Below are 18,183 nucleotides of genomic sequence, written 5' to 3' on the forward strand. Positions count from 1 at the left end.
GCCGCTCTGCGGGGCGCCCGCGCCGCGCCGGCGCAGGAGCAGCAGGGCCACGTCGTCGTCGCCGCCGCGCACGTCGACGTCCTCGCACAGCCGGTCGGCGAGCCGGTCGATGTCGGAGGGGCCCGCGCCGATCATCGCGGTGAGGGCGTGCAGGCCGTCGTCGAGGTCGGTGCCGGGCTGCTCGACGAGGCCGTCCGTGCACAGCACCAGCATCTCCCCCGGGTCGAGTTCGACGGTGGCGACGGGGTATTCGAGCCGCCCGAACTCGGCGGACAGGCCCAGGGGGAGGCCGCCGTCGACGGGCACCTTGCGGCAGGTGCCGTCGGTGCGGCGCAGCAGCGGGTCGAGGTGTCCGGCCCGCACGAGCTGGACGACGCCCGTGGACAGGTCCGCCTCGGCGTACAGGCACGTCGCGAAGCGTTCGGTGTCGAGCTCGTGCAGGAAGACGGAGGCGCGGGCCATGACGGTCGCCGGGGTGTGCCCCTCGGCCGCGTACGCGCGCAGCACGATGCGCAGTTGGCCCATGACGGCGGCGGCGTGCGTGTCGTGCCCCTGGACGTCGCCGATGACGGCGCCGACGCGGCCGCCCGGCAGCGGGATGACGTCGTACCAGTCGCCGCCGATGTCGCGGCCGAGGGAGGCGGAGCGGTAGCGCACCGCGATGTCGGCGCCCGGCACGGACGGGATCGTGCGCGGCAGCATCGCCTGCTGCAGTCCTTGCGCGAGGTCCTTCTCCTGCTCGTAGAACATGGCGCGCTGCAGGCTCTGCGCGATGCTGCTGCCGAGGGCGACGAGGACGTTGCGCTCGGACTGCGTGAAGCCCTTGCGGTCGTGGTAGAGCAGGCCGACGGCGCCGATGGGGCGGGCCTGCGCGATGAGCGGCAGGTAGGCGGCCGAGCAGATGCCGAGGTGGGTGATGTGCGGCCACAGCAGCGGGTACGAGGCGGCGAAGTCCTCGGGCGACTCGATGAAGCGGGGCGTGAGCGTGCGCACGACCTCGCCCATCGGGTACGGGTCGTCGATGCGGGTGACGTGCGTACCGGGCACGAAGCTGCCGGAGGGGCCCTCGGCGACGAGGTGGATGCGGCCGGCCCGGACCAGGCCCATCACGAAGCTGGTCGCGCCGAGGTGCTCCACGCCGTGCGTCTCGCGCAGCACGTCGATGACCTCGTTGACGGTGCGGGCGTGCGCGAGGGCGGCGGTGGTGTTCTGTACGACGCTGGTCTCGCGGCGCCGCACGGCCTCGCGGGCGGCGCGTTCGTGCTGCACGGTGGCGTCGTTGAGTTCGTCGGTGGCGTCGCGCACGACGCCGAGGATGCGGCGCGGGCGGCCGGTGCCGTCGCGGCGGATGTAGCCGCGGGTGTGGGTCCAGCGCAGCTCCCCCGCGCGGGTGCGGATGCGGAAGTACGCGCCGTAGTTCTCCTCGCCGCTCTTGAGCGCCTGGGACACGAGCGTGTCGAGGCGGCCGCCCTCGCCGGGCGGGACGCGCAGGCCGAGGGTCTCGGGGTGGCCGTCGTACTCCTCGGGGAGGATGTCGAAGACGGCGTGCGCGTTGGCGTCCATGTGCATCAGGCCGGAGTCGAGGTCCCAGTCGAAACTGCCCATGCGCAGACCGCGCCCGTACGTCTCCAGAAAACCCCGCGGTGACTCTTCCGAGCCCTCCCCGCCCGGGGAGTCGCCGGGCGCCGTGCCGCCCCCGCTACCCGCGTCCATAGGGCCACGCTAGGCGCAGGGTCAGGGGGCCGCACGTGGGGCGGGAGCCCTTCAGGAGGCGTCCGTGGCGTCCGGGATCAGGCCGCCGCCGTCGGGCTGGTCCGGGCTGTCGGGGACGGTGTCGGGGCCTGTCTCCTCGCCCGTCGTGCCGGTGTCGTCGGACGGGACGTCCTCGGAGGAGGTGTCCAGCGAGGGGATCTCCTCGGACGGTGTGTCCTCGGACGGTGTGTCCTGCGTCGGGGTGTCCTCCTGCGTCGGGTCGTCCGGGGGCACGACGGTCGAGGTGGACGGGCTGGGGCAACCGGACGGCCAGGGGGTCGGGGTCGGGCTGTCCGTGGCGCCGGGCGTCGGGCACGCCGTGCCGGAGTCGCTCTCCGTCGGCGTCGCCGAGTCGGAGTCCGGGTCCGTGGGCGAGGCCGACGTGGGGGTGCCGTCGGGGGTCGGCGTGGGCGTAGGAGTGGGCGTGGGCGTGGGCGTGGGCGGGGGTGTCGGCTTGGGCGGCGGGACCGTGCGGTCCTTGTCGCCCTCGTCGCCGATCGTCCGCTCGATCCAGGTGTTGTTGACGATGTTGATGATCGTGATGTTCTGGATGATCTGCGGCGCGGGCTTCACGATCACGACCTGATTCGGCCGGTACCCGCTCCAGGCCTGGCCCTGCTGCCCCGGCACCGTCTTGAAGGCGACCGGTCCGCCGAGCGGGTTGCCGCAGGCGCAGCGCACGCGCGGCATGCCGTGGCCGTCGACCAGCACGGCCGTTCCGGACTGCAGCACCGACTGGAAGCTCGTGGCCCGGCCGTCGCGGTAGCCGTGGTTGGTGACGCGGGTGTCGGCGCGCAGCACGACCGGGGTGAGCCCGCGCAGATAGCCCGCGATGCCGGCCGAGGAGACGCCGGCGGCCTCGCCGAACGCGCCGGCCTTGGCCTGGTCGGAGGTGAGGAAGCGGATCTGCTGCTCGACGTCGCAGCTGCCGACGGAGTGCGTGCCGCCGTACAGGCCGGGCGTCGCGCCGGAGTACGAGGCGAGCGCCTCGGCCGAGCCGGAGCCCGTCGGGGCCGGTTGCGGCGTTCGGGTGACGGGCGGGGGGCTCGCGTCGGAGGTGGCGGTGGAGTCGGTGAAGGGGTCGGGGCCCTGTGCGGCGACGGGCTGGAGGAACAGTTCGCCCTTGCCGTCGGCCGCGTTCTTGTCGCCGCCCCCGGAGCATCCGGCGAGCACGAGGGCCGCCGATATCCCGAGAGCCGTGACGTACGTCCTGGTCCTGTTCCGTGCGCGCACCTGATCTCCCACCTGCGTACCGGCACTGTGCACCTATTGTCCGGAGTGTCGGACCGGGGACCGCAAGTCGTGACCTCGGGGAGCGCGCGGGGACACACTGAGGACGTGCACTGGTTCGGCGCCCCCGAGTACTGGCTGAGCCGCCTGGTCCTCCAGCGCGGTCTGGCCGCGCTGTATCTCGTCGCGTTCGTCGGGGCGGCGCTGCAGTTCCGGGCGCTGATCGGGGCGCGCGGCATGCTGCCCGTGCCTGCTCACCTGGCCCGGGTGCCGTGGCGGCGGGCGCCGACGCTGTTCCGGCTGCACTACTCGGACCGGTTCTTCGCGGGCTGCGCGTGGACCGGCGCGGCGGTGGCCGCGGCGCTGCTCGCGGGCGCGGACGGGCTGGTGCCGTTGTGGGGCGCGATGCTGCTGTGGCTGGTCCCGTGGGGCCTGTACCTGTCGATCGTGAACGTCGGGCAGACCTGGTACGGCTTCGGCTGGGAGTCGCTGCTGCTGGAGGTCGGGTTCCTCGCGGTGTTCCTCGGCAACGACGAGGTGGCGCCGCCGGTGCTCGTGCTGTTCCTGCTGCGCTGGGTGCTGTTCCGCGTCGAGTTCGGCGCGGGGCTCATCAAGCTCCGCGGCGACAGATGCTGGCGGAATCTGACGTGTCTGTACTTCCATCACGAGACGCAGCCGATGCCGGGCCCGCTGAGCTGGTTCTTCCACCGGCTGCCGCGCCCCCTGCACCGGGCGGAGGCGGCGGCCAACCACGTGACCCAACTCGCCGTCCCCTTCCTCCTGTTCACCCCGCAGCCGGTCGCCTCTGCAGCGGCCGCGCTGATGATCGTCACCCAGGCGTGGCTGATCCTGTCGGGGAACTTCGCGTGGCTGAACTGGCTGACGGTCGTGCTCGCCGTCGGCGCCCTCGACCTCACTGCCCTGCACGCGCCGCCCGCGCTGCCCGCCGCCCCGCTCTGGTACGAGGCCCTCACCCTGGGGCTGACCGCGTTGGTGGCGGCCCTGAGCGTGCGCCCGGCGCGCAATCTGCTGTCCCGCAGGCAGGCCATGAACCGCTCGTACGACTCACTGCACCTGGTCAACACGTACGGGGCGTTCGGCACCATCGGCCGCGTCCGGCAGGAGATCGTGATCGAGGGCACGGCGGACCCGGCGCCGGGCCCCGCGTCCCAGTGGCGGGCCTACGAGTTCAAGGGGAAGCCGGGCGATCCGCGCCGTCCGCCCCGGCAGTTCGCGCCCTACCACCTGCGGCTCGACTGGATGATGTGGTTCGCCGCGCTGTCGCCCGCGTACGCCCGCCCGTGGTTCGACGGGCTGGTGGAGCGACTGCTGGCGGGCGACCGGGACACGCTGCGGCTGCTGCGCCGGTGCCCGTTCCCCGACGCGCCGCCCGTGCACGTCCGGGCGCGCGTGTACCGCTACCGGTACACGACCTGGCGCGAGCTGCGCGCGACGGGGGCATGGTGGGAGCGGACCTACGTGCGGGAGTTCCGGGCGCCGACCCGGCTGAGATAGACGCGTCGGGCGGTCCCGCCGAACACCTCCTCGTCCTGGCCGCCGACCAACTCCCGGGCCGCATGCAGTACTTGTTCGTACGACGCGGCGAGGGTGCACACCGGCCAGTCGGAGCCGAACATCACGCGGCCCGGGCCGAATGCCTCCAGGACCGTGTCCGCGTACGGCCGCAGCGCGTCGACGGTCCACGCCGCCCAGTCCGCCTCGGTGACCATCCCGGACAGTTTGCACACCGTGTTCGGCAACTGGGCGAGCGCGCGCACCTGGGAGCTCCAGGGCTCCAGGGCTTTGGACGCGATCGGCGGCTTCCCCAAGTGGTCCAGAACGAAGGTGAGTTCGGGATGCTCGGCGGCGACCCGCACGGCGGCGTCCAACTGCTGCGGGCGCACCAGCAGGTCGTAGACGAGTCCGGCCTCGGCGACCGCGCGCAGGCCGGTCCGGACGTCACGGCGCAGCAGCCACTCGGGGTCGGGCTCGCCCTGTACCGGGTGCCTGATGCCCACCAGGTACTGCCCGCCGGGGAGGCGGCGCAGTCCGGCGAGGGTGTCGGCCACGTCGGGGCGGGTCAGGTCGGTCCAGCCGACGACGGCACCGACGAGATCCGCCCCGTCGGCGAGCGCGAGGAACTCGGGGGTCTCCTCGGCGACGGGGACGGTCTGGACGATGACGGTGGCCTCGACACCCGCGGCCCGCACGTCAGGGAGGAGGTCATCGAGCCCGAAGTTCCGCCGGATGGGGGCGAGTTCGGGGCCGGTGATCCAGTCCTGGTCACGGACGGACAGGTCCCACACGTGGTGGTGGGCGTCGATGACTCCTGGGGCCGGCGACGTCATGGCAGCTCCCAGACGACGGGCAGGCCCGCGCCCGCGCCGTCCGCCGAGTAGTCGTGCGCGACGTCGAGGAGTTCGTCCATCCGGGCCTGCCAGGTGATGTTCACGGGGAGGCGCTCCAGTTCGGCGAGCATCGCGGCGTAGTCCGTGCACTCCAGGACGTGGAAGAGGTCCGTGCCGCTGCGCCAGATCGTCCACCGCGTGGCCCCGGCCGCCCGGATGGCGGCGACCAGCTCGGCGGGGACCTCGCGGTGGGCGGCTTCGTACTCCTCGATGCGGTCGGCACGGACCTTGGTGTGCAGGGCGACTCTCATGCGCGGTTCTCCTGTCCGTGGGCAGAAGGGGTGGGGACGTCGGCGGCGAGCAGGTCCAGGGCGCGGGCCTCGGCCCAGAAGTCCGCGGGCACGGGAGTGGTGAACTGCTGCGCGGTGTCGGTGACTTCGGCCGCCGAGCGGGTCCCGACGAGGACACCGGCGACGGCCGGGTGCGCGAAAGGGAAGGCGAGTGCGGCGGCGCGCAGGGTGGTGCCGTGCCGCTGCGCCAGCTCCTTGAGAGCGAGGGCCCTTTCCACCGCGGCCGGCGGGGCGGGGGCGTAGTCGAAGGTGGCGCCCTGCTTCGGGTCGGCGAGCAGCCCCGAGTTGAAGACGCCGCCGACGACGACCCCGACCCCGCGTGCGGCCGCCGCGGGCAGCAGGGCGCTCAGGGCCGCCTGGTCGAGCAGGCTGTAGCGCCCGGCGCACAGGACCACGTCCACATCGGTGTCGCGGACGAACCGGGCCAGCATCCCCGCCTGGTTCATGCCCGCGCCGATGGCGTCCACGAGCCCTTCGCCGCGCAGTCGCTCCAGCTCCGGGTACGCCTCGCCGAAGGCCTGCTCGGCGTGGTCGTCGGGGTCGTGCAGGTACGCCACGTCGATCTTGTCGACGCCGAGCCGGCCGAGGCTGTCCTCGATCGAGCGCCGCACTCCGGCGGCGCTGAAGTCCCAGACGCGGCGGTGGGTGGCGGGCACGGCGAAGCCGTGTGCCAGGTCGTCTCCCCCGCCGTCGTGCGGCGCGAGGATCCTGCCGACCTTGGTGGACAGGGTGTACGAGGACGCGGGCCGGGTGCGCAGATACGCGCCGACGCGCCGCTCGGACAGGCCGATGCCGTAGTGCGGGGCCGTGTCGAAGTAACGGATGCCGGCGTCCCAGGCGGCGTCGAGGGCGGCGTACGCCTCGTCGTCGTGGACCGGGGTGAACAGGTTGCCGACGGCGGCGGCGCCGAAGCCGAGCTCGGTGACCGGTACGCCGCTGCGGCCGAGGGTGCGGGTGCGCACGGCCGTCACTGTCCCGCGGGCCGCAGGCGCAGGCCCTGCATGCCGCCGTCGACGGCGAGGGAGGTGCCGGTGGTCGCGCCGGACAGCGGGCTCGCCAAGTAGGCGACGGCGCCCGCGACCTCGTCGGCGCGGACGAGGCGCCCGGTGGGCTGGCGGGCTTCGAGGGCGGCGCGTTCGGCGGCCGGGTCGTCGGCCTTGTCGAGGAGCCGGCCGATCCACGGGGTGTCCGCGGTGCCGGGGTTGACGCAGTTGACGCGGATGCCCTCGCGTATGTGGTCGGCCGCCATGGCGAGGGTGAGGGAGTACACGGCGCCCTTGGACGCGGAGTACAGGGCGCGCTGCGGCAGGCCCGCGGTGGCGGCGATGGAGCAGGTGTTGACGATCGCGGCGTGTTCCGAAGCGCGCAGCGCGGGCAGTGCGGCGCGGGCGGCGCGGACCATGCCGACCACGTTGACGTCGAGGACGCGGTGCCATTCGGCGTCGTCGTTGTCGGCGACGGTGCCCTGGGCGCCGATGCCCGCGTTGTTGACCAGGATGTCGAGTCCGCCGAGGTCGGCGACGGCGGCGGCCACGGCGGCCCGCACCGTCTCGTCGTCGGTGACGTCGGCGGCGTATCCGCGCAGCGGCTTGTCCACGGCGGTGATGTCACGGTCGAGGACGGCGACGTCGGCGCCGCGCGCGAGCAGCAGGTCGGCGGTGGCGCGGCCGAGACCGGAGGCTCCGCCGGTGACGAGGGCCTTGAGCCCGGCGAAGTCCTGGAGGCTGGCGCTGTCGGTCATGCTGCGGCTCCGTTCGTGTGGGGCGGTTGGTGCCCGGCCAGGTCCGTGCGCCAGAACTCCCCGTCGGGGTAGGTGAATTCCGCGATGGACTGCGGCCGCATGGTGGCGGAGAAGCCGGGTGCGGTCGGGGCCGTGTAGTGACCCTGGCGCAGGACGACCGGGTCGAGGAAGTGGTCGTGCAGGTGGTCGACGTACTCGATGACGCGGTCCTCGGTGGTGCCGGTCAGCGCGACGTAGTCGAACATGGACAGGTGCTGGACGAGTTCGCACAGGCCGACGCCGCCGGCGTGCGGGCAGACGGGGACGCCGAACTTGGCGGCGAGCAGCAGGATCGCGAGGTTCTCGTTGACACCGCCGACGCGCGCCGCGTCGATCTGCAGGACGTCGATGGCCTCGGCCTGCAGCAGCTGCTTGAAGACGATGCGGTTCTGGACGTGTTCGCCGGTGGCGACCTTGACGGGGCCCACCGCCTTGCGGATCGCGGCGTGGCCGAGGACGTCGTCGGGGCTGGTGGGCTCCTCGACCCAGTACGGCGCGAACTCGGCGAGGGCGCGGGTCCACGTGACGGCCTCGTCGACGTTCCAGCGCTGGTTGGCGTCGATGGCCATGCGGATGTCCGGGCCGATGACCTCCCGCGCGGTGCGGCAGCGGCGGATGTCGTCGTCGAGGTCGGCGCCGACCTTCAGCTTGATCTGGGTGAAGCCGTCGGCGACGGCCTGCCGGGCGAGCCGGCTCAGCTTCTCGTCGGAGTAGCCGAGCCAGCCCGGCGAGGTGGTGTAGCCCGGGTAGCCGCGCTCCAGGAGGCGGCCGGTGCGTTCGGCGGCTCCCTCGCGGCCCGACCGCAACAGGTCCAGGGCTTCTTCGGGGGTGAGCGCGTCCGCGATGTAGCGGAAGTCGATCTGCCGTACGAGCCACTCGGGTTCCGCCTCGGCGAGCAGGCGCCACAGGGGCTTGCCGGCCCGCTTGGCGGTGAGGTCCCACGCCGCGTTGACGACGGCGCCGATCGCCATGTGCATCACGCCCTTCTCGGGCCCCAGCCACCGCAGTTGGCTGTCGCCGATCAGGTCGCGGTTGAGGCTGCCCGGGTCGGCGCACAGCTCGTCGAGGGGCCGGCCGACGACGTGGTGGCTCAGCGCCCGGATCGCGGCGACCTGGACGTCGTTGCCGCGGCCGATGGTGAACGTGAAGCCGTGCCCCTCGTGTCCGTCGGCGGCGTCCGTGCGCAGGACGACGTACGCGGCCGAGTAGTCGGGGTCGGGATTCATGGCGTCGGAGCCGTCCAGTTCCCGGGAGGTCGGGAACCGGATGTCGTAGGTGTCGACCGCGGTGACGCAGGGGGTGGTTGCGGACACGTGTTGCCTTTCGGGCAGGTGTGGGGCTCGGGTCAATCCTGGGCGCGGCCGGTGGTGACGCGGGCGATCATCAGGGCGAGCAGGATGATGCCGCCGTAGATGGCCTGGATCCAGAAGGACGGCACCTGGGCGAGGGTGAGCAGGTTCTGTACGACGCCGAGCAGCAGGACGCCGGTGAGCGCGCCGAACATGGTGCCCTTGCCGCCGTCGAGGCTGATGCCGCCGATGACCGCCGCGGCGAACACCGTGAAGATCATGTTGTTGCCCTGGTTGGCGCTGATCGCCCCGACGTACCCGGTCTGCATGATGCCGCCGACCGAGGCGAGGACGCCCGCCACGATGAAGACGCCGAGCATGATGCGCTCGACCCGGATGCCGGCGGCGCGCGCGGCGTCGGCGTTGCCGCCGATCGCGTACAGGGCGCGGCCCACGCGGTGGTACTTGAGGATCAGTCCGGCGACGCCGAACGCGACGGCGGCGAGCCACACCGACATCGGGATGCGCAGGAACGTGGTGGTGGCCAGGGAGAAGAACGAGTCCGGCATGCCGAACAGGGTCTTGCCCTTGGTGGCGCCGACGAGCAGGCCGCGCAGCACGATCAGCATCGCCAGCGTGACGATGAACGCGTTGAGCTTGAACTTGACGACGAGGATGCCGTTGAAGGCGCCGATGGCGCCGCCCACCACGAGGATCGCGAGCATCGCGAGGACGGCCGGGAACTCGGTGCCCCAGCCCGACTGGGCCACCGGCAGCACCAGCAGGGCGCCCACGGCGGGCGCGATGCCCACGACCGATTCGAGGGAGAGGTCGAACTTGCCGGTGATCAGGACGAGGGACTCGGCGAGCACGACCATCGCGAGGGCGGCGGACGCGCCGAGGATGGAGATGAGGTTGCGCTCGGTGAGGAAGGAGTCGTTGACGATCGCGCCGAGGATCAGGAGGAGTACCAGGGCTGGTACCAGGGCCAGTTCACGTGCGCGGCGCAGCAGTACGGTCTTCGCGGTGGTCGTCCCCGCGGTGTGTGCGGGGGTCTTGGCGGCCGGGGCCGACGGGGCCCGGGTATCAGCCATGGTGGGCTCCTTGGTCGGGGCGACGGCTCGGCCCCTGGTGTCAGTCACGGTCGACGCCCTCGATGGAGGCGATGAGGTCGTGGTCGTTCCAGCCCGCGGCGTGCTCGGCGACGACCCGGCCGTGGAAGAGGACCAGCACGCGGTCGCAGCGGCGCAGGTCGTCGAGTTCGTCGGAGACGACGAGGACGGCGGTGCCGTCGTCGCGGGCGCTGTCGACGCGGCGCAGCAGTGACTCCTTGGACTTCACGTCGACGCCGGCCGTGGGATTGATGAGGACGAGAAGGTGCGGGTCCGAGGCCAACGCCCGTGCCATGACGACCTTTTGGGCGTTGCCGCCGGAGAGGTCGGACACGGGCTGGTCGGGGCCCTCGGCGTGGATGTCGAGGCGCTCGATGAGGTCGCGGGCGAAGCCGCGCTTGCGGTCGGTGCCGACGAAGCCGTAGCGGCCCAGGCGCCCGAGCACCGTCATCGTCGCGTTGTCGCCGATGGTCATGCCGGTGACGAGGCCCTGGTCGTGCCGGTCCCGGGGAACGCAGCCCACCCCGGCGGCGAGCGCCGCGGACACGTCGCCGAACGGCAGCTGTTCGCCGTCCAGTCGGGCCGTGCCGGAGGTCGGCGTGTGCAGCCCGGCCAGCGACTCGGCCAGGGTGATCTTGCCGCTGCCGCTGGACCCGGCGAGTCCGACGACCTCGCCGCGGCGCACGGTCAGGTCGACGTTCTCGTACGTGTCCGAGGTCAGCGCCTCGACGTCGAGGACGACCGGCGCGTCCACCCCGTCCTGCTCCACGACGGCCTCGGCCGCGGCGGCCGCCTGTTCGGCGATCACCTCGCCGGCCATCGCCTCGACGAGTGCGGGGCGGGGCAGTTCGGCGACCGGCGCGGTGGTGATCCAGCGGGCGTCGCGCAGCACGGTGACCGTCTGGCAGACCTCGTACACCTCCTGGAGGTGGTGCGAGATGAACAGGAAGGTGACACCGGAGTCCTGCAGGCCGCGCATCCGGTCGAAGAGCCGCTCGATCTCGCGGTTGTCGAGCTGGGCGGTCGGCTCGTCGAGGACGATGAACCGGGCGCCGCCGCTCAACGCCCGTGCGATCTCGACCATTTGGCGGTCCTCGACCTTGAGGTCGGCGGTGCGCGCCTCCGGGTCGACGCGGATGTCCCAGGTCTCCAGCAGTCCCGCCGCCTCGGCGTGCAGCTTCTTCCAGCTGAAGAAGCCGCGCCGGGCGCCGGGCTGCCGGTTGATGAACAGGTTCTCCGCGACCGTCAACTCCGGTACCACGGTGGGCTTCTGGTAGACGCAGGCCACCTTGGAGCGCCACGCCTCCCGGTCGCCGAGCGGCGGCGCGGGCTCGCCGTCGAAGAGCAGCGTGCCCGCGTCCGGCGCCTGGAGCCCGGTGAGGACGGTGACGAGGGTGGACTTGCCCGCGCCGTTGCGGCCGACCAGCGCGTGGGACTCGCCCGCGCGCACGGTCAGCCGTCCGTCGGCGAGGGCGACCGTGGGCCCGTACCGTTTGGCGATGCCGGTGGCCTCCACCAACGGCGGGGCCAACTGGTGTGTGGTGTCCGTCATTTGACCGTGTTTCCCCAGAGCTTGGGGTCGTCGACGTTGTCCTTGGTGACCAGCGGCGCGGGCAGCTGGTCCTCGAGGATGCCGCTGGGCAGCTTGACGATCTCCGAGTCGTGGTCGGTCGGGCCCGGCTTGAACGTCTTGCCCTGCATCGCCGCCTTGATGTAGTACATCCCGTACTTGGCGTACGCGTCGGCGGGCTGCGAGACGGTCGCGTCGATCTGGCCCTTGCGGATCGCGTCGAACTCCTGCGGGATGCCGTCGTTCGAGACGATCGCGATGTGCCCGGCCTTGCCCGCCGTCTTCAGCATGCCCTTGGACTTGAGGGTCTGCAGGGTCGGCGCGAGGTAGACGCCGCCCGCCTGCATGTAGATCCCCTTGATGTCGGGGTTGGCGTTGAGCAGGGTGTCCAGCTTGGAGGCGGCGGTGTCCGACTCCCACTTGGCGGGGATCTCCAGGACCTTCAGCTTCGGGTAGGTGGACTTGACGCAGTCGCGGAACGCCTTGGACCGCTCACGGCCGTTGACGGAGGCCAGGTCGCCCATGATCTGCACGACCTTGCCGGTCTTGACCTGCTTGCCCAGGTACTCGCAGGCCTTCTCGCCGTACGCCACGTTGTTGGCGCGCACGACCATGGCGACCTTGCCCTTCTCGGGCGCGACGTCCACGGCGACGACCGGGACGCCCTTGCGCTCGGCCTGGTCGAGGCCCGCGGCGATGGCGGCGCTGTCCAGGGGCGCGACGACGAGGCCCTTCACGCCCTGGTTGAGCTGGTTGTTGATGTCGGTGATCTGCTGCGAGGGGTCGCTGTTGGAGTTGACCGTCTTCAGCGCGTCGACACCCTCGGACTTCGCCATCTTCGGCACGTAGTCGTTGTACGACTGCCAGAACGGCGAGGTCAGCAGGGGCAGAATGACGCCGACCTTGCCCTTGCCGTCACCGCCCGCCGCACCGCCGGACCCGGCGGTGTCGTCCTTGGTGCTGCCGCATGCGCTGAGGGCGAGGGCGGCGCACCCCAGCAGGGCCGCCATGCGCAGCGCTCCCGCTCTCGAACTCTTCGTGCGCTTCGTGGTGCCAGTCATCGGACCGCTCCTCGGCTCCGGAAGTCATGGGCTCGCGACCGGGTCCTGCCGTCCTTCTACCTGGCCGCGCCGAGATATTTATCAGACCACTTCGCTCCGCCAACACCCTTCGGCGCCAAGTTTTCTCGGCTTTTACGCCTCCGAGACCTCAGAAAGGTCCGACCACCTCGGTAGTGGTCGGACCACATTGCTGATTAGACTGCGCCGCATCCGGCCGTAGGAGGACGTCATCGTGGAGCAGACCGCCCCCCAGAAGGGCACCGTCACGGAGCGGGCGATCGAGCAGATCAAGGCGATGATCGGCGGCGGCAGCCTGGAGCCCGGCCAACGCCTGCCCACCGAGCGGGACCTCGCCGTCCAGCTCGGCATCTCGCGCTCGTCGATGCGCGAGGCCATCCGGGCGCTGACCGTGCTCGGGGTGCTGGAGGCCCGCCACGGCTCCGGCATCTACGTCACCCAGCTGGAGGCCGGCGACCTCCTGGAGACCTTCGGGGTGGTCGCGGACCTGTCGCGCGGGCCGCGTCTGGTGGAGCTCCTCGAAGTGCGCCGCATCCTGGAGTCGACCGCGACGGCGCTGGCGGCCGCACGCATCACCCGCACCCAACTCGCCGCGGTGGAGGAGCACTTGGCGGCGATGGAGGCCACCGACGACCCGGAAGAGATCCTCTCCCACGACCTCGCGTTCCACCGCGCGATCGTGGCCGCGGCGGGCAACGACACGATGGCGGCGATCCTGGAGGGCCTGTCGTCGCGGACCTTCCGGGCGCGGGTGTGGCGCGGCTACCAGGAGGAGGGCGCGTTCGAGCGCACCCGCCGCGAACACTCCCGCATCCACCGGGCGTTGGTCGCTCACGACCCGGAGGCGGCCCGGGCCGCGGCAGCGGCGCACGTCGGCGAGGTCGAGGAGTGGCTGCGCTCCCAGCTGGACTGAGCGCGTGACAGGATCGCCGCCCGCGCCACGCGCAAGGGGGGCGTCCGCCGTGTCCGACCCCGACGGCCGGGCCGCGCACCGGGATGAGGGGCACTCCGCGGCCGATCCGCAGTTCCCGGCCCGTAAAAGCACAGCCGCCCGAGCCCCGCTCAGCCCGGCGCCGCCGCCACCAGAGCCGCGAGCAGCAGGTCCAGGGCCGTCTCGAAGGAGCTGCCCGCCATGAGAGGCAACTGCGCGCGCACCACGGCCAGTTGGGGGTGGGTAGCGGTGGGCAGCCGGGCGTACTCCTGCGTCCAGGCGCGGTCGTCCGCCGCTCTGCGCTCCACCGGCAGCGCGAGATGCGCCGCGTCCAGCGCCGCGTGCCCGAGCACGGTGTCGACGAACGCCGCGTAGTACCGCACCGCCGTCGCGTCGTCGAACCCCGCGCGCCGCAGCAGCCCGATCCCGGTGTCCACTGCCCGGAACTCGTTGAGGCGCCGGGTCACCCGGTACGCGGCCATCGCGGCCACCCGCGGGTGCGCGCGGTAGCAGCCGTGGATGCGCAGGGCCATCTCGCGCAGGCCCTCGGCCCAGGGCATGTCCGTCGGGTCGAAGCCTGCCTGGGCGTCGCCGATGAGCCGGTCGGCGAGCGCGAGCAGCAGGTCGTCCGTGTTGTGGAAGTACCGGTACAGCGCGCTGGGGTCGCAGCCGAGGGCCGCGCCGAGCCGCCGCACGCTCAGTGCGTCGGGCCCGTGCTGCCCGACCAGCCGCAGCGCACAGTCGACGATCACGTCCTCGGACAGCAGCACGCCCGACCGGGTCGGCTTGCGCCGCCGCCGCTGCGCCGGGATCCGTCCGTCGCTCACCCCGCACCACCCCTTCTCCGCAACCCCTGCACCCTTATGTCAACACCATTGACGCAACGTTGACAAGGCCGGTTTGATCGCAGCCTCCCGCTCGGCTTCTCCCTCTCATCCGTTCCAGGAGTCTGCCCATGACTAGCGAACCTCCAGGTCTGCGCCGTTCCCTAGGCGTCGTCGACGGTGTCGCGATCGCCGCGTCCAGCACGGCGGCCACCACCAGCATCGGCATCGGAATGGGCTCCCTCGCCGCGACCGTGGGGCTGCAGGCACCGGCCGTGCTGCTCGTCGCGTTCCTGCCGATCCTCGGCATCGCGACGGCGTACGCGCGCCTGAACCGGGTCGAGCCGAACATGGGCAGCGGCTACGTGTGGGTCGCCGGCTCGCTCGGGCCCTGGCTCGGCTTCCTCACCGGCTGGGTCACCCTCATCGGCACCGTCATCTTCATGGCGTACACGAGCGCGGTGACCGGCTCGGTCTTCCTGCAGTTCGCCAACAAGGCGCACCTGCACGCCCTGTGGGGGCTGGACCTGGACCCGAACTCGACGGCGCTGAGCACGGTCGTGGGCCTGCTGGTGCTCGCCGTCGTCACCGTCACCGCGGTCACGGGGGTGCGCAAGGCGACGCGTCTGCAGGCGTGGCTGCTGGTCTTCGAGTACGCGGTCCTGCTCGGGTTCTGCGGCTGGTCCCTGGTCACCGGCGGCCACGCCTTCCAGTGGTCGTGGCTGAACCCCTTCGCGATCCACGACGGCACGGCGTTCGCCCAGGGCCTGGTCCTCGCCGTGTTCTTCTTCTGGGGCTGGGACGCCGCGTTCAGCGTCACCGAGGAGACGAAGAACGTCCGGGACGTGGGCCGCGGCGGCTTCATCGCCCTGTTCACGATGCTCGCCCTGTTCCTGTACGGGTCCGTGGCCTTCCAGCGCGAGATGTCGCTGACCGAACTGATCGAGCAGGGACCGCAGGCACTCACGTACCTCGGCGCGAAGCTGGCCGACGAACCGGTGGCGAGCCTGCCGCTGCTCGCGCTGCTGTTCTCCGCGGTGGCCTCGCTGCAGTCCAGCGTCATCCCGACGGCGCGCGGCCTGTACGCGATGGGCCGGGACCGCACGATGGGCCGCGCGTGGACGCGGATCAGTCCGCGCTACGGCTCCCCCGCCCTCGGCACGGTGCTCGTCATGGCCGTCGCGGCGGGGGTCGCCCTGCTGGCCCTCGCCATTCCGAAGCTGAACGAGATGATCCTCGCGGCCGTCAACTCCATCGGGCTGACCGTCGCCCTGTACTACGGCCTCACGGCGCTCGCCTGCGCCGTCCGCTTCCGTTCGGCCCTGCGCACCTCGCCCGCCCAGGCACTGCGCGCGGTCGTCGCTCCCGGGGTCAGCGCGCTGGCGCTGCTCGGCGTCGGGGTCTACCTCGGCCGCGACTACGCCACGATGAGCGACCACTTCGCGCTCAGCCCGGACAACGGCTGGTTCATGCTGGCGATACCGGTCCTGACCGTCGCCTCCGGGTTCGCGATGGCGGCCGTCGCCAAGTACCGGCGCCGCTCGCCCTACTTCACGACCCGGCGCGGCACGGACGCGGACGCGGCCCCACCCGCAGCACTCGAAGTTCCTTAGCACGCCCGCCCGTTCACTCCTTTCCCGCTGTTCCCTCAGTTCCCTCTGTTCCGCCTGCTCAAGGAGTTGCCCCCCATGCCCGACACCGCACCCGCCGACCTCGTCCTCACCGGCGGTCCGGTCCACACCGGCTCCCCCGCGCGCAGCCGCGCCACCTCGGTGGCCGTGCGCGGCGAACGGATCGTCGCCGTCGGCCACGACGAGGTGCGCGAGCTGATCGGCCCGCGCACCGAAGTCGTCGACCTGGCGGGGAAGTTGCTGATCCCCTCCTTCCAGGACGCGCACGCGCATCCGGTCGGCGGCGGGATGGAGCTGGGCCAGTGCGACCTCAGCGGGGCGCTCACCCTCGCCGACTACCGCGAGCTGATAGCCGCCTACGCCCGCAGCCAGCCCGATCTGGAGTGGATCACCGGCGGCGGCTGGTCGATGGAGGCGTTCCCCGGCGGGCTGCCCACGGCCGCCGAGCTCGACGCACTGGTGCCGGACCGGCCGGTGTACCTCGTCAACCGTGACCACCACGGCGCGTGGGTCAACTCCCTCGCCCTGCGGCGCGCGGGCATCGACGCGCGCACCCCCGACCCCCGCGACGGCCGCATCGAGCGGGACGCGGACGGGGCGCCCACCGGCATGCTCCAGGAGGGCGCCGCGAACCTCGTCACCGCACTGCTCCCGCCGGTGACGCGCGAGGAGCGGATCGCCGGGCTGCTGCGCGCCCAGGAACTGCTCCACTCGCTCGGCATCACGGCCTGGCAGGACGCGCTGCTCGGCTCGCACGCCAATCTCACCGACCCGACGGACGCGTATCTGGCGTGCGGGGACGACGGCAGTCTCACGGCCCGGGTGGTGGGCGCGCTGTGGTGGGACCGGGCGCGCGGCACCGAGCAGATCGAGGAGCTGCTCGCCCGGCGGGCAGCGGGCACCCGGGGCCGCCTGCGCTCGACGACCGTCAAGATCATGCAGGACGGGGTCGCGGAGAACGGCACGGCGGCGCTGCTCGGCCCCTATCTCGACGGCTGCGGCTGCCGCACGGACAACAGCGGCATCAGCTTCGTACCGCCCGAGGACCTGAAGACGTACGTGACGGCGCTGGACGCACACGACTTCCAGGTGCACTTCCACGCGCTCGGCGACCGTGCCGTGCGCGAGGCCCTCGACGCGGTGGAGGCGGCGCGGCGCGCCAACGGCTGGTCCGGCACGCGGCCGCACCTCGCCCACCTCCAGGTCGTGCACCCGGACGACGTCGGCCGGTTCCGGGCACTCGGCGCGAGCGCGAACATGCAGCCGCTGTGGGCCGCGCACGAGCCGCAGATGGACGAGCTGACGATTCCCTTCCTCGGCGAGGAGCGGGCGGGGTGGCAGTACCCGTTCGGGGATCTGCTGCGCTCCGGCGCGACCCTCGCCGCGGGCAGCGACTGGCCGGTGAGCAGCCCCGATCCACTGCAGGGCATCCACGTCGCGGTGAACAGGGTGGCGCCGGACGCGCCCGCCGGGACACCGCAGTTCCTGCCCGCGCAGCGCATCGGGCTGCATGACGCGCTGGCGGCGTACACGGCGGGCAGCGCGTACGTGAACCACCTGGACGCGGAGACCGGGACGATCGCCGCCGGGTACCTGGCGGACCTGGTCGTCCTGGACCGGGACCCGTTCGCGGGTCCGGCGCAGGAGATCGGGGCGACGAAGGTGGAGCAGACGTTCGTCGGGGGGCGGCGGGTGTTCGGCTGACCGGCCGGTCCGCGCTCAGGTGTCGGCCGCGCAGCGGAACCCGCAGTTGCCGCTGCTGGAGTCCGGCGTGTTGGCCGTGCGGGCCGCGACCCGGTAGCGGTTGCAGTACGAGTCGTGGCACATGTAGGAGCCGCCGCGCATGACGCGGTTCGCGCCCTCGGCGGGCCCCCGCGGATCGGTGGTCGCAGCGGCGGTGTGGGTGGCGGTGAAGCGGTCGGCGACCCACTCCCACACGTTGCCGACGGTGTTGTGCAGGCCGTACGCGTTGGGCCGGTACGCGTCGACGGGGGCCGTGCCCACGTGGCCGTCCTCGCCGGTGTTGACGACGGGGAACTCGCCCTGCCAGATGTTGCAGCGCCAGTGGCCGCGCGGGGTCAGCTCGTCGCCCCACGGGTAGCGGGCCCCCTCCAGGTTGCCGCGGGCCGCGTACTCCCACTCGGCCTCGGTCGGCAGCCGCTTGCCCGCCCAGGCGGCGTACGCGCTCGCGTCGTCCCAGCTGACGTGGACGACGGGGTGGCGGGCCCGGTCGCCGATGCCGGAGCCGGGGCCTTCGGGGGCCCGCCAGGTCGCGCCCTCGACGCCG

The 18,183-nt window shown here is 72.4% G+C and carries 16 protein-coding genes; 4 read left to right on the forward strand and 12 right to left on the reverse strand.

Features of this window, described 5'->3' with window-relative positions; genetic code table 11:
• Both G3I40_RS17745 and G3I40_RS17750 read right to left on the reverse strand, forming a co-directional pair.
• A partial coding sequence (locus G3I40_RS17745; protein WP_164303116.1) for a SpoIIE family protein phosphatase occupies positions 1-1,713 on the reverse strand: 1,713 nt, incomplete at its 3' end.
• Positions 1,714-1,764: 51 nt separating this feature from the next.
• Entirely contained in the window at positions 1,765-2,985 is a 1,221-nt protein-coding gene (locus G3I40_RS17750; RefSeq protein ID WP_164303117.1) for a DUF6777 domain-containing protein, read from the reverse strand.
• Positions 2,986-3,090: 105 nt separating this feature from the next.
• Here G3I40_RS17750 and G3I40_RS17755 point away from each other — a divergent pair, with 105 nt between their 5' ends.
• Positions 3,091-4,497, forward strand: a complete 1,407-nt coding sequence (locus G3I40_RS17755) for a lipase maturation factor family protein (protein ID WP_164303118.1) — start codon at positions 3,091-3,093, stop codon at positions 4,495-4,497.
• Here G3I40_RS17755 and G3I40_RS17760 read toward each other — a convergent pair.
• From G3I40_RS17760 to G3I40_RS17795, 8 genes are read right to left on the reverse strand one after another with little or no spacing between them, the layout of a single operon-like run.
• Positions 4,458-5,330 (reverse strand): amidohydrolase family protein, encoded by an 873-nt coding sequence (locus G3I40_RS17760; RefSeq protein WP_164303119.1) that lies wholly within the window; start codon positions 5,328-5,330, stop codon positions 4,458-4,460. The two genes, G3I40_RS17755 and G3I40_RS17760, sit on opposite strands and share 40 nt — an antisense overlap.
• Positions 5,327-5,641: an L-rhamnose mutarotase gene (locus tag G3I40_RS17765; RefSeq protein WP_164303120.1), complete on the reverse strand. Its 315-nt coding sequence runs from the start codon at positions 5,639-5,641 to the stop codon at positions 5,327-5,329. Before G3I40_RS17765 ends, G3I40_RS17760 begins: the two co-directional genes overlap by 4 nt.
• On the reverse strand, positions 5,638-6,642 hold the full coding sequence (locus G3I40_RS17770) for an aldo/keto reductase (protein WP_164303121.1): 1,005 nt from the start codon (positions 6,640-6,642) through the stop codon (positions 5,638-5,640). The genes G3I40_RS17765 and G3I40_RS17770 overlap by 4 nt, the downstream gene beginning before the upstream one ends.
• A gap of 5 nt (positions 6,643-6,647) precedes the next feature.
• A complete protein-coding gene (locus G3I40_RS17775) occupies positions 6,648-7,421 on the reverse strand; it encodes an SDR family oxidoreductase (protein ID WP_164303122.1) in 774 nt (257 codons plus the stop codon).
• Positions 7,418-8,773 carry an L-fuconate dehydratase gene (locus tag G3I40_RS17780; protein ID WP_164303123.1) on the reverse strand — a complete coding sequence of 452 codons (1,356 nt, stop codon included), beginning with the start codon at positions 8,771-8,773 and terminating at the stop codon, positions 7,418-7,420. The genes G3I40_RS17775 and G3I40_RS17780 overlap by 4 nt, the downstream gene beginning before the upstream one ends.
• A 32-nt stretch (positions 8,774-8,805) precedes the next feature.
• Positions 8,806-9,843, reverse strand: coding sequence for an ABC transporter permease (locus G3I40_RS17785; protein WP_164303124.1), 1,038 nt, complete (start codon positions 9,841-9,843; stop codon positions 8,806-8,808).
• A 40-nt stretch (positions 9,844-9,883) separates the two neighbouring features.
• Entirely contained in the window at positions 9,884-11,413 is a 1,530-nt protein-coding gene (locus tag G3I40_RS17790) for a sugar ABC transporter ATP-binding protein (protein ID WP_164303125.1), read from the reverse strand.
• Positions 11,410-12,441 carry a sugar ABC transporter substrate-binding protein gene (locus tag G3I40_RS17795; protein ID WP_164303130.1) on the reverse strand — a complete coding sequence of 344 codons (1,032 nt, stop codon included), beginning with the start codon at positions 12,439-12,441 and terminating at the stop codon, positions 11,410-11,412. The genes G3I40_RS17790 and G3I40_RS17795 overlap by 4 nt, the downstream gene beginning before the upstream one ends.
• A gap of 283 nt (positions 12,442-12,724) precedes the next feature.
• On the opposite strand from G3I40_RS17795, the gene G3I40_RS17800 reads away from it, so the two are divergent.
• Positions 12,725-13,423, forward strand: coding sequence for a FadR/GntR family transcriptional regulator (locus tag G3I40_RS17800; RefSeq protein ID WP_164303126.1), 699 nt, complete (start codon positions 12,725-12,727; stop codon positions 13,421-13,423).
• 149 nt (positions 13,424-13,572) lie between these two features.
• Here the strand turns inward: G3I40_RS17800 and G3I40_RS17805 are convergent, their stop codons facing one another.
• The gene (locus G3I40_RS17805; RefSeq protein ID WP_343244948.1) at positions 13,573-14,268 is read right to left on the reverse strand and encodes a helix-turn-helix domain-containing protein; all 696 of its coding nucleotides are present in this window, start codon (positions 14,266-14,268) and stop codon (positions 13,573-13,575) included.
• Positions 14,269-14,396: 128 nt separating this feature from the next.
• Between G3I40_RS17805 and G3I40_RS17810 the strand changes: the two genes are divergently transcribed.
• Together G3I40_RS17810 and G3I40_RS17815 are read left to right on the forward strand one after the other, a co-directional pair.
• Complete coding sequence (locus G3I40_RS17810; protein WP_164303127.1) at positions 14,397-15,878, forward strand: APC family permease; 1,482 nt, start codon at positions 14,397-14,399, stop codon at positions 15,876-15,878.
• Between the two features lie 75 nt (positions 15,879-15,953).
• Positions 15,954-17,600: an amidohydrolase gene (locus G3I40_RS17815; RefSeq protein WP_164303128.1), complete on the forward strand. Its 1,647-nt coding sequence runs from the start codon at positions 15,954-15,956 to the stop codon at positions 17,598-17,600.
• 15 nt (positions 17,601-17,615) lie between these two features.
• Here G3I40_RS17815 and G3I40_RS17820 read toward each other — a convergent pair.
• Positions 17,616-18,183, reverse strand: a 568-nt coding sequence (locus G3I40_RS17820) for a formylglycine-generating enzyme family protein (RefSeq protein WP_164303129.1), incomplete at its 5' end; no start/stop codon positions are given.

The sequence above is a fragment of the Streptomyces sp. SID14478 genome, from assembly GCF_010548525.1.
Lineage (GTDB): Bacteria > Actinomycetota > Actinomycetes > Streptomycetales > Streptomycetaceae > Streptomyces.

What these genes read in the sequence shown, in the direction of transcription:
- G3I40_RS17765 (WP_164303120.1), bottom strand. Translation starts at nt 5,641, where the DNA reads ATGAGAGTCGCCCTGCACACCAAGGTCCGTGCCGACCGCATCGAGGAG.
- G3I40_RS17775 (WP_164303122.1), bottom strand. Translation starts at nt 7,421, where the DNA reads ATGACCGACAGCGCCAGCCTCCAGGACTTCGCCGGGCTCAAGGCCCTC.
- G3I40_RS17785 (WP_164303124.1), bottom strand. Translation starts at nt 9,843, where the DNA reads ATGGCTGATACCCGGGCCCCGTCGGCCCCGGCCGCCAAGACCCCCGCA.
- G3I40_RS17815 (WP_164303128.1), top strand. Translation starts at nt 15,954, where the DNA reads ATGCCCGACACCGCACCCGCCGACCTCGTCCTCACCGGCGGTCCGGTC.
- G3I40_RS17810 (WP_164303127.1), top strand. Translation starts at nt 14,397, where the DNA reads ATGACTAGCGAACCTCCAGGTCTGCGCCGTTCCCTAGGCGTCGTCGAC.
- G3I40_RS17790 (WP_164303125.1), bottom strand. Translation starts at nt 11,413, where the DNA reads ATGACGGACACCACACACCAGTTGGCCCCGCCGTTGGTGGAGGCCACC.
- G3I40_RS17760 (WP_164303119.1), bottom strand. Translation starts at nt 5,330, where the DNA reads ATGACGTCGCCGGCCCCAGGAGTCATCGACGCCCACCACCACGTGTGG.
- G3I40_RS17795 (WP_164303130.1), bottom strand. Translation starts at nt 12,441, where the DNA reads ATGGCGGCCCTGCTGGGGTGCGCCGCCCTCGCCCTCAGCGCATGCGGC.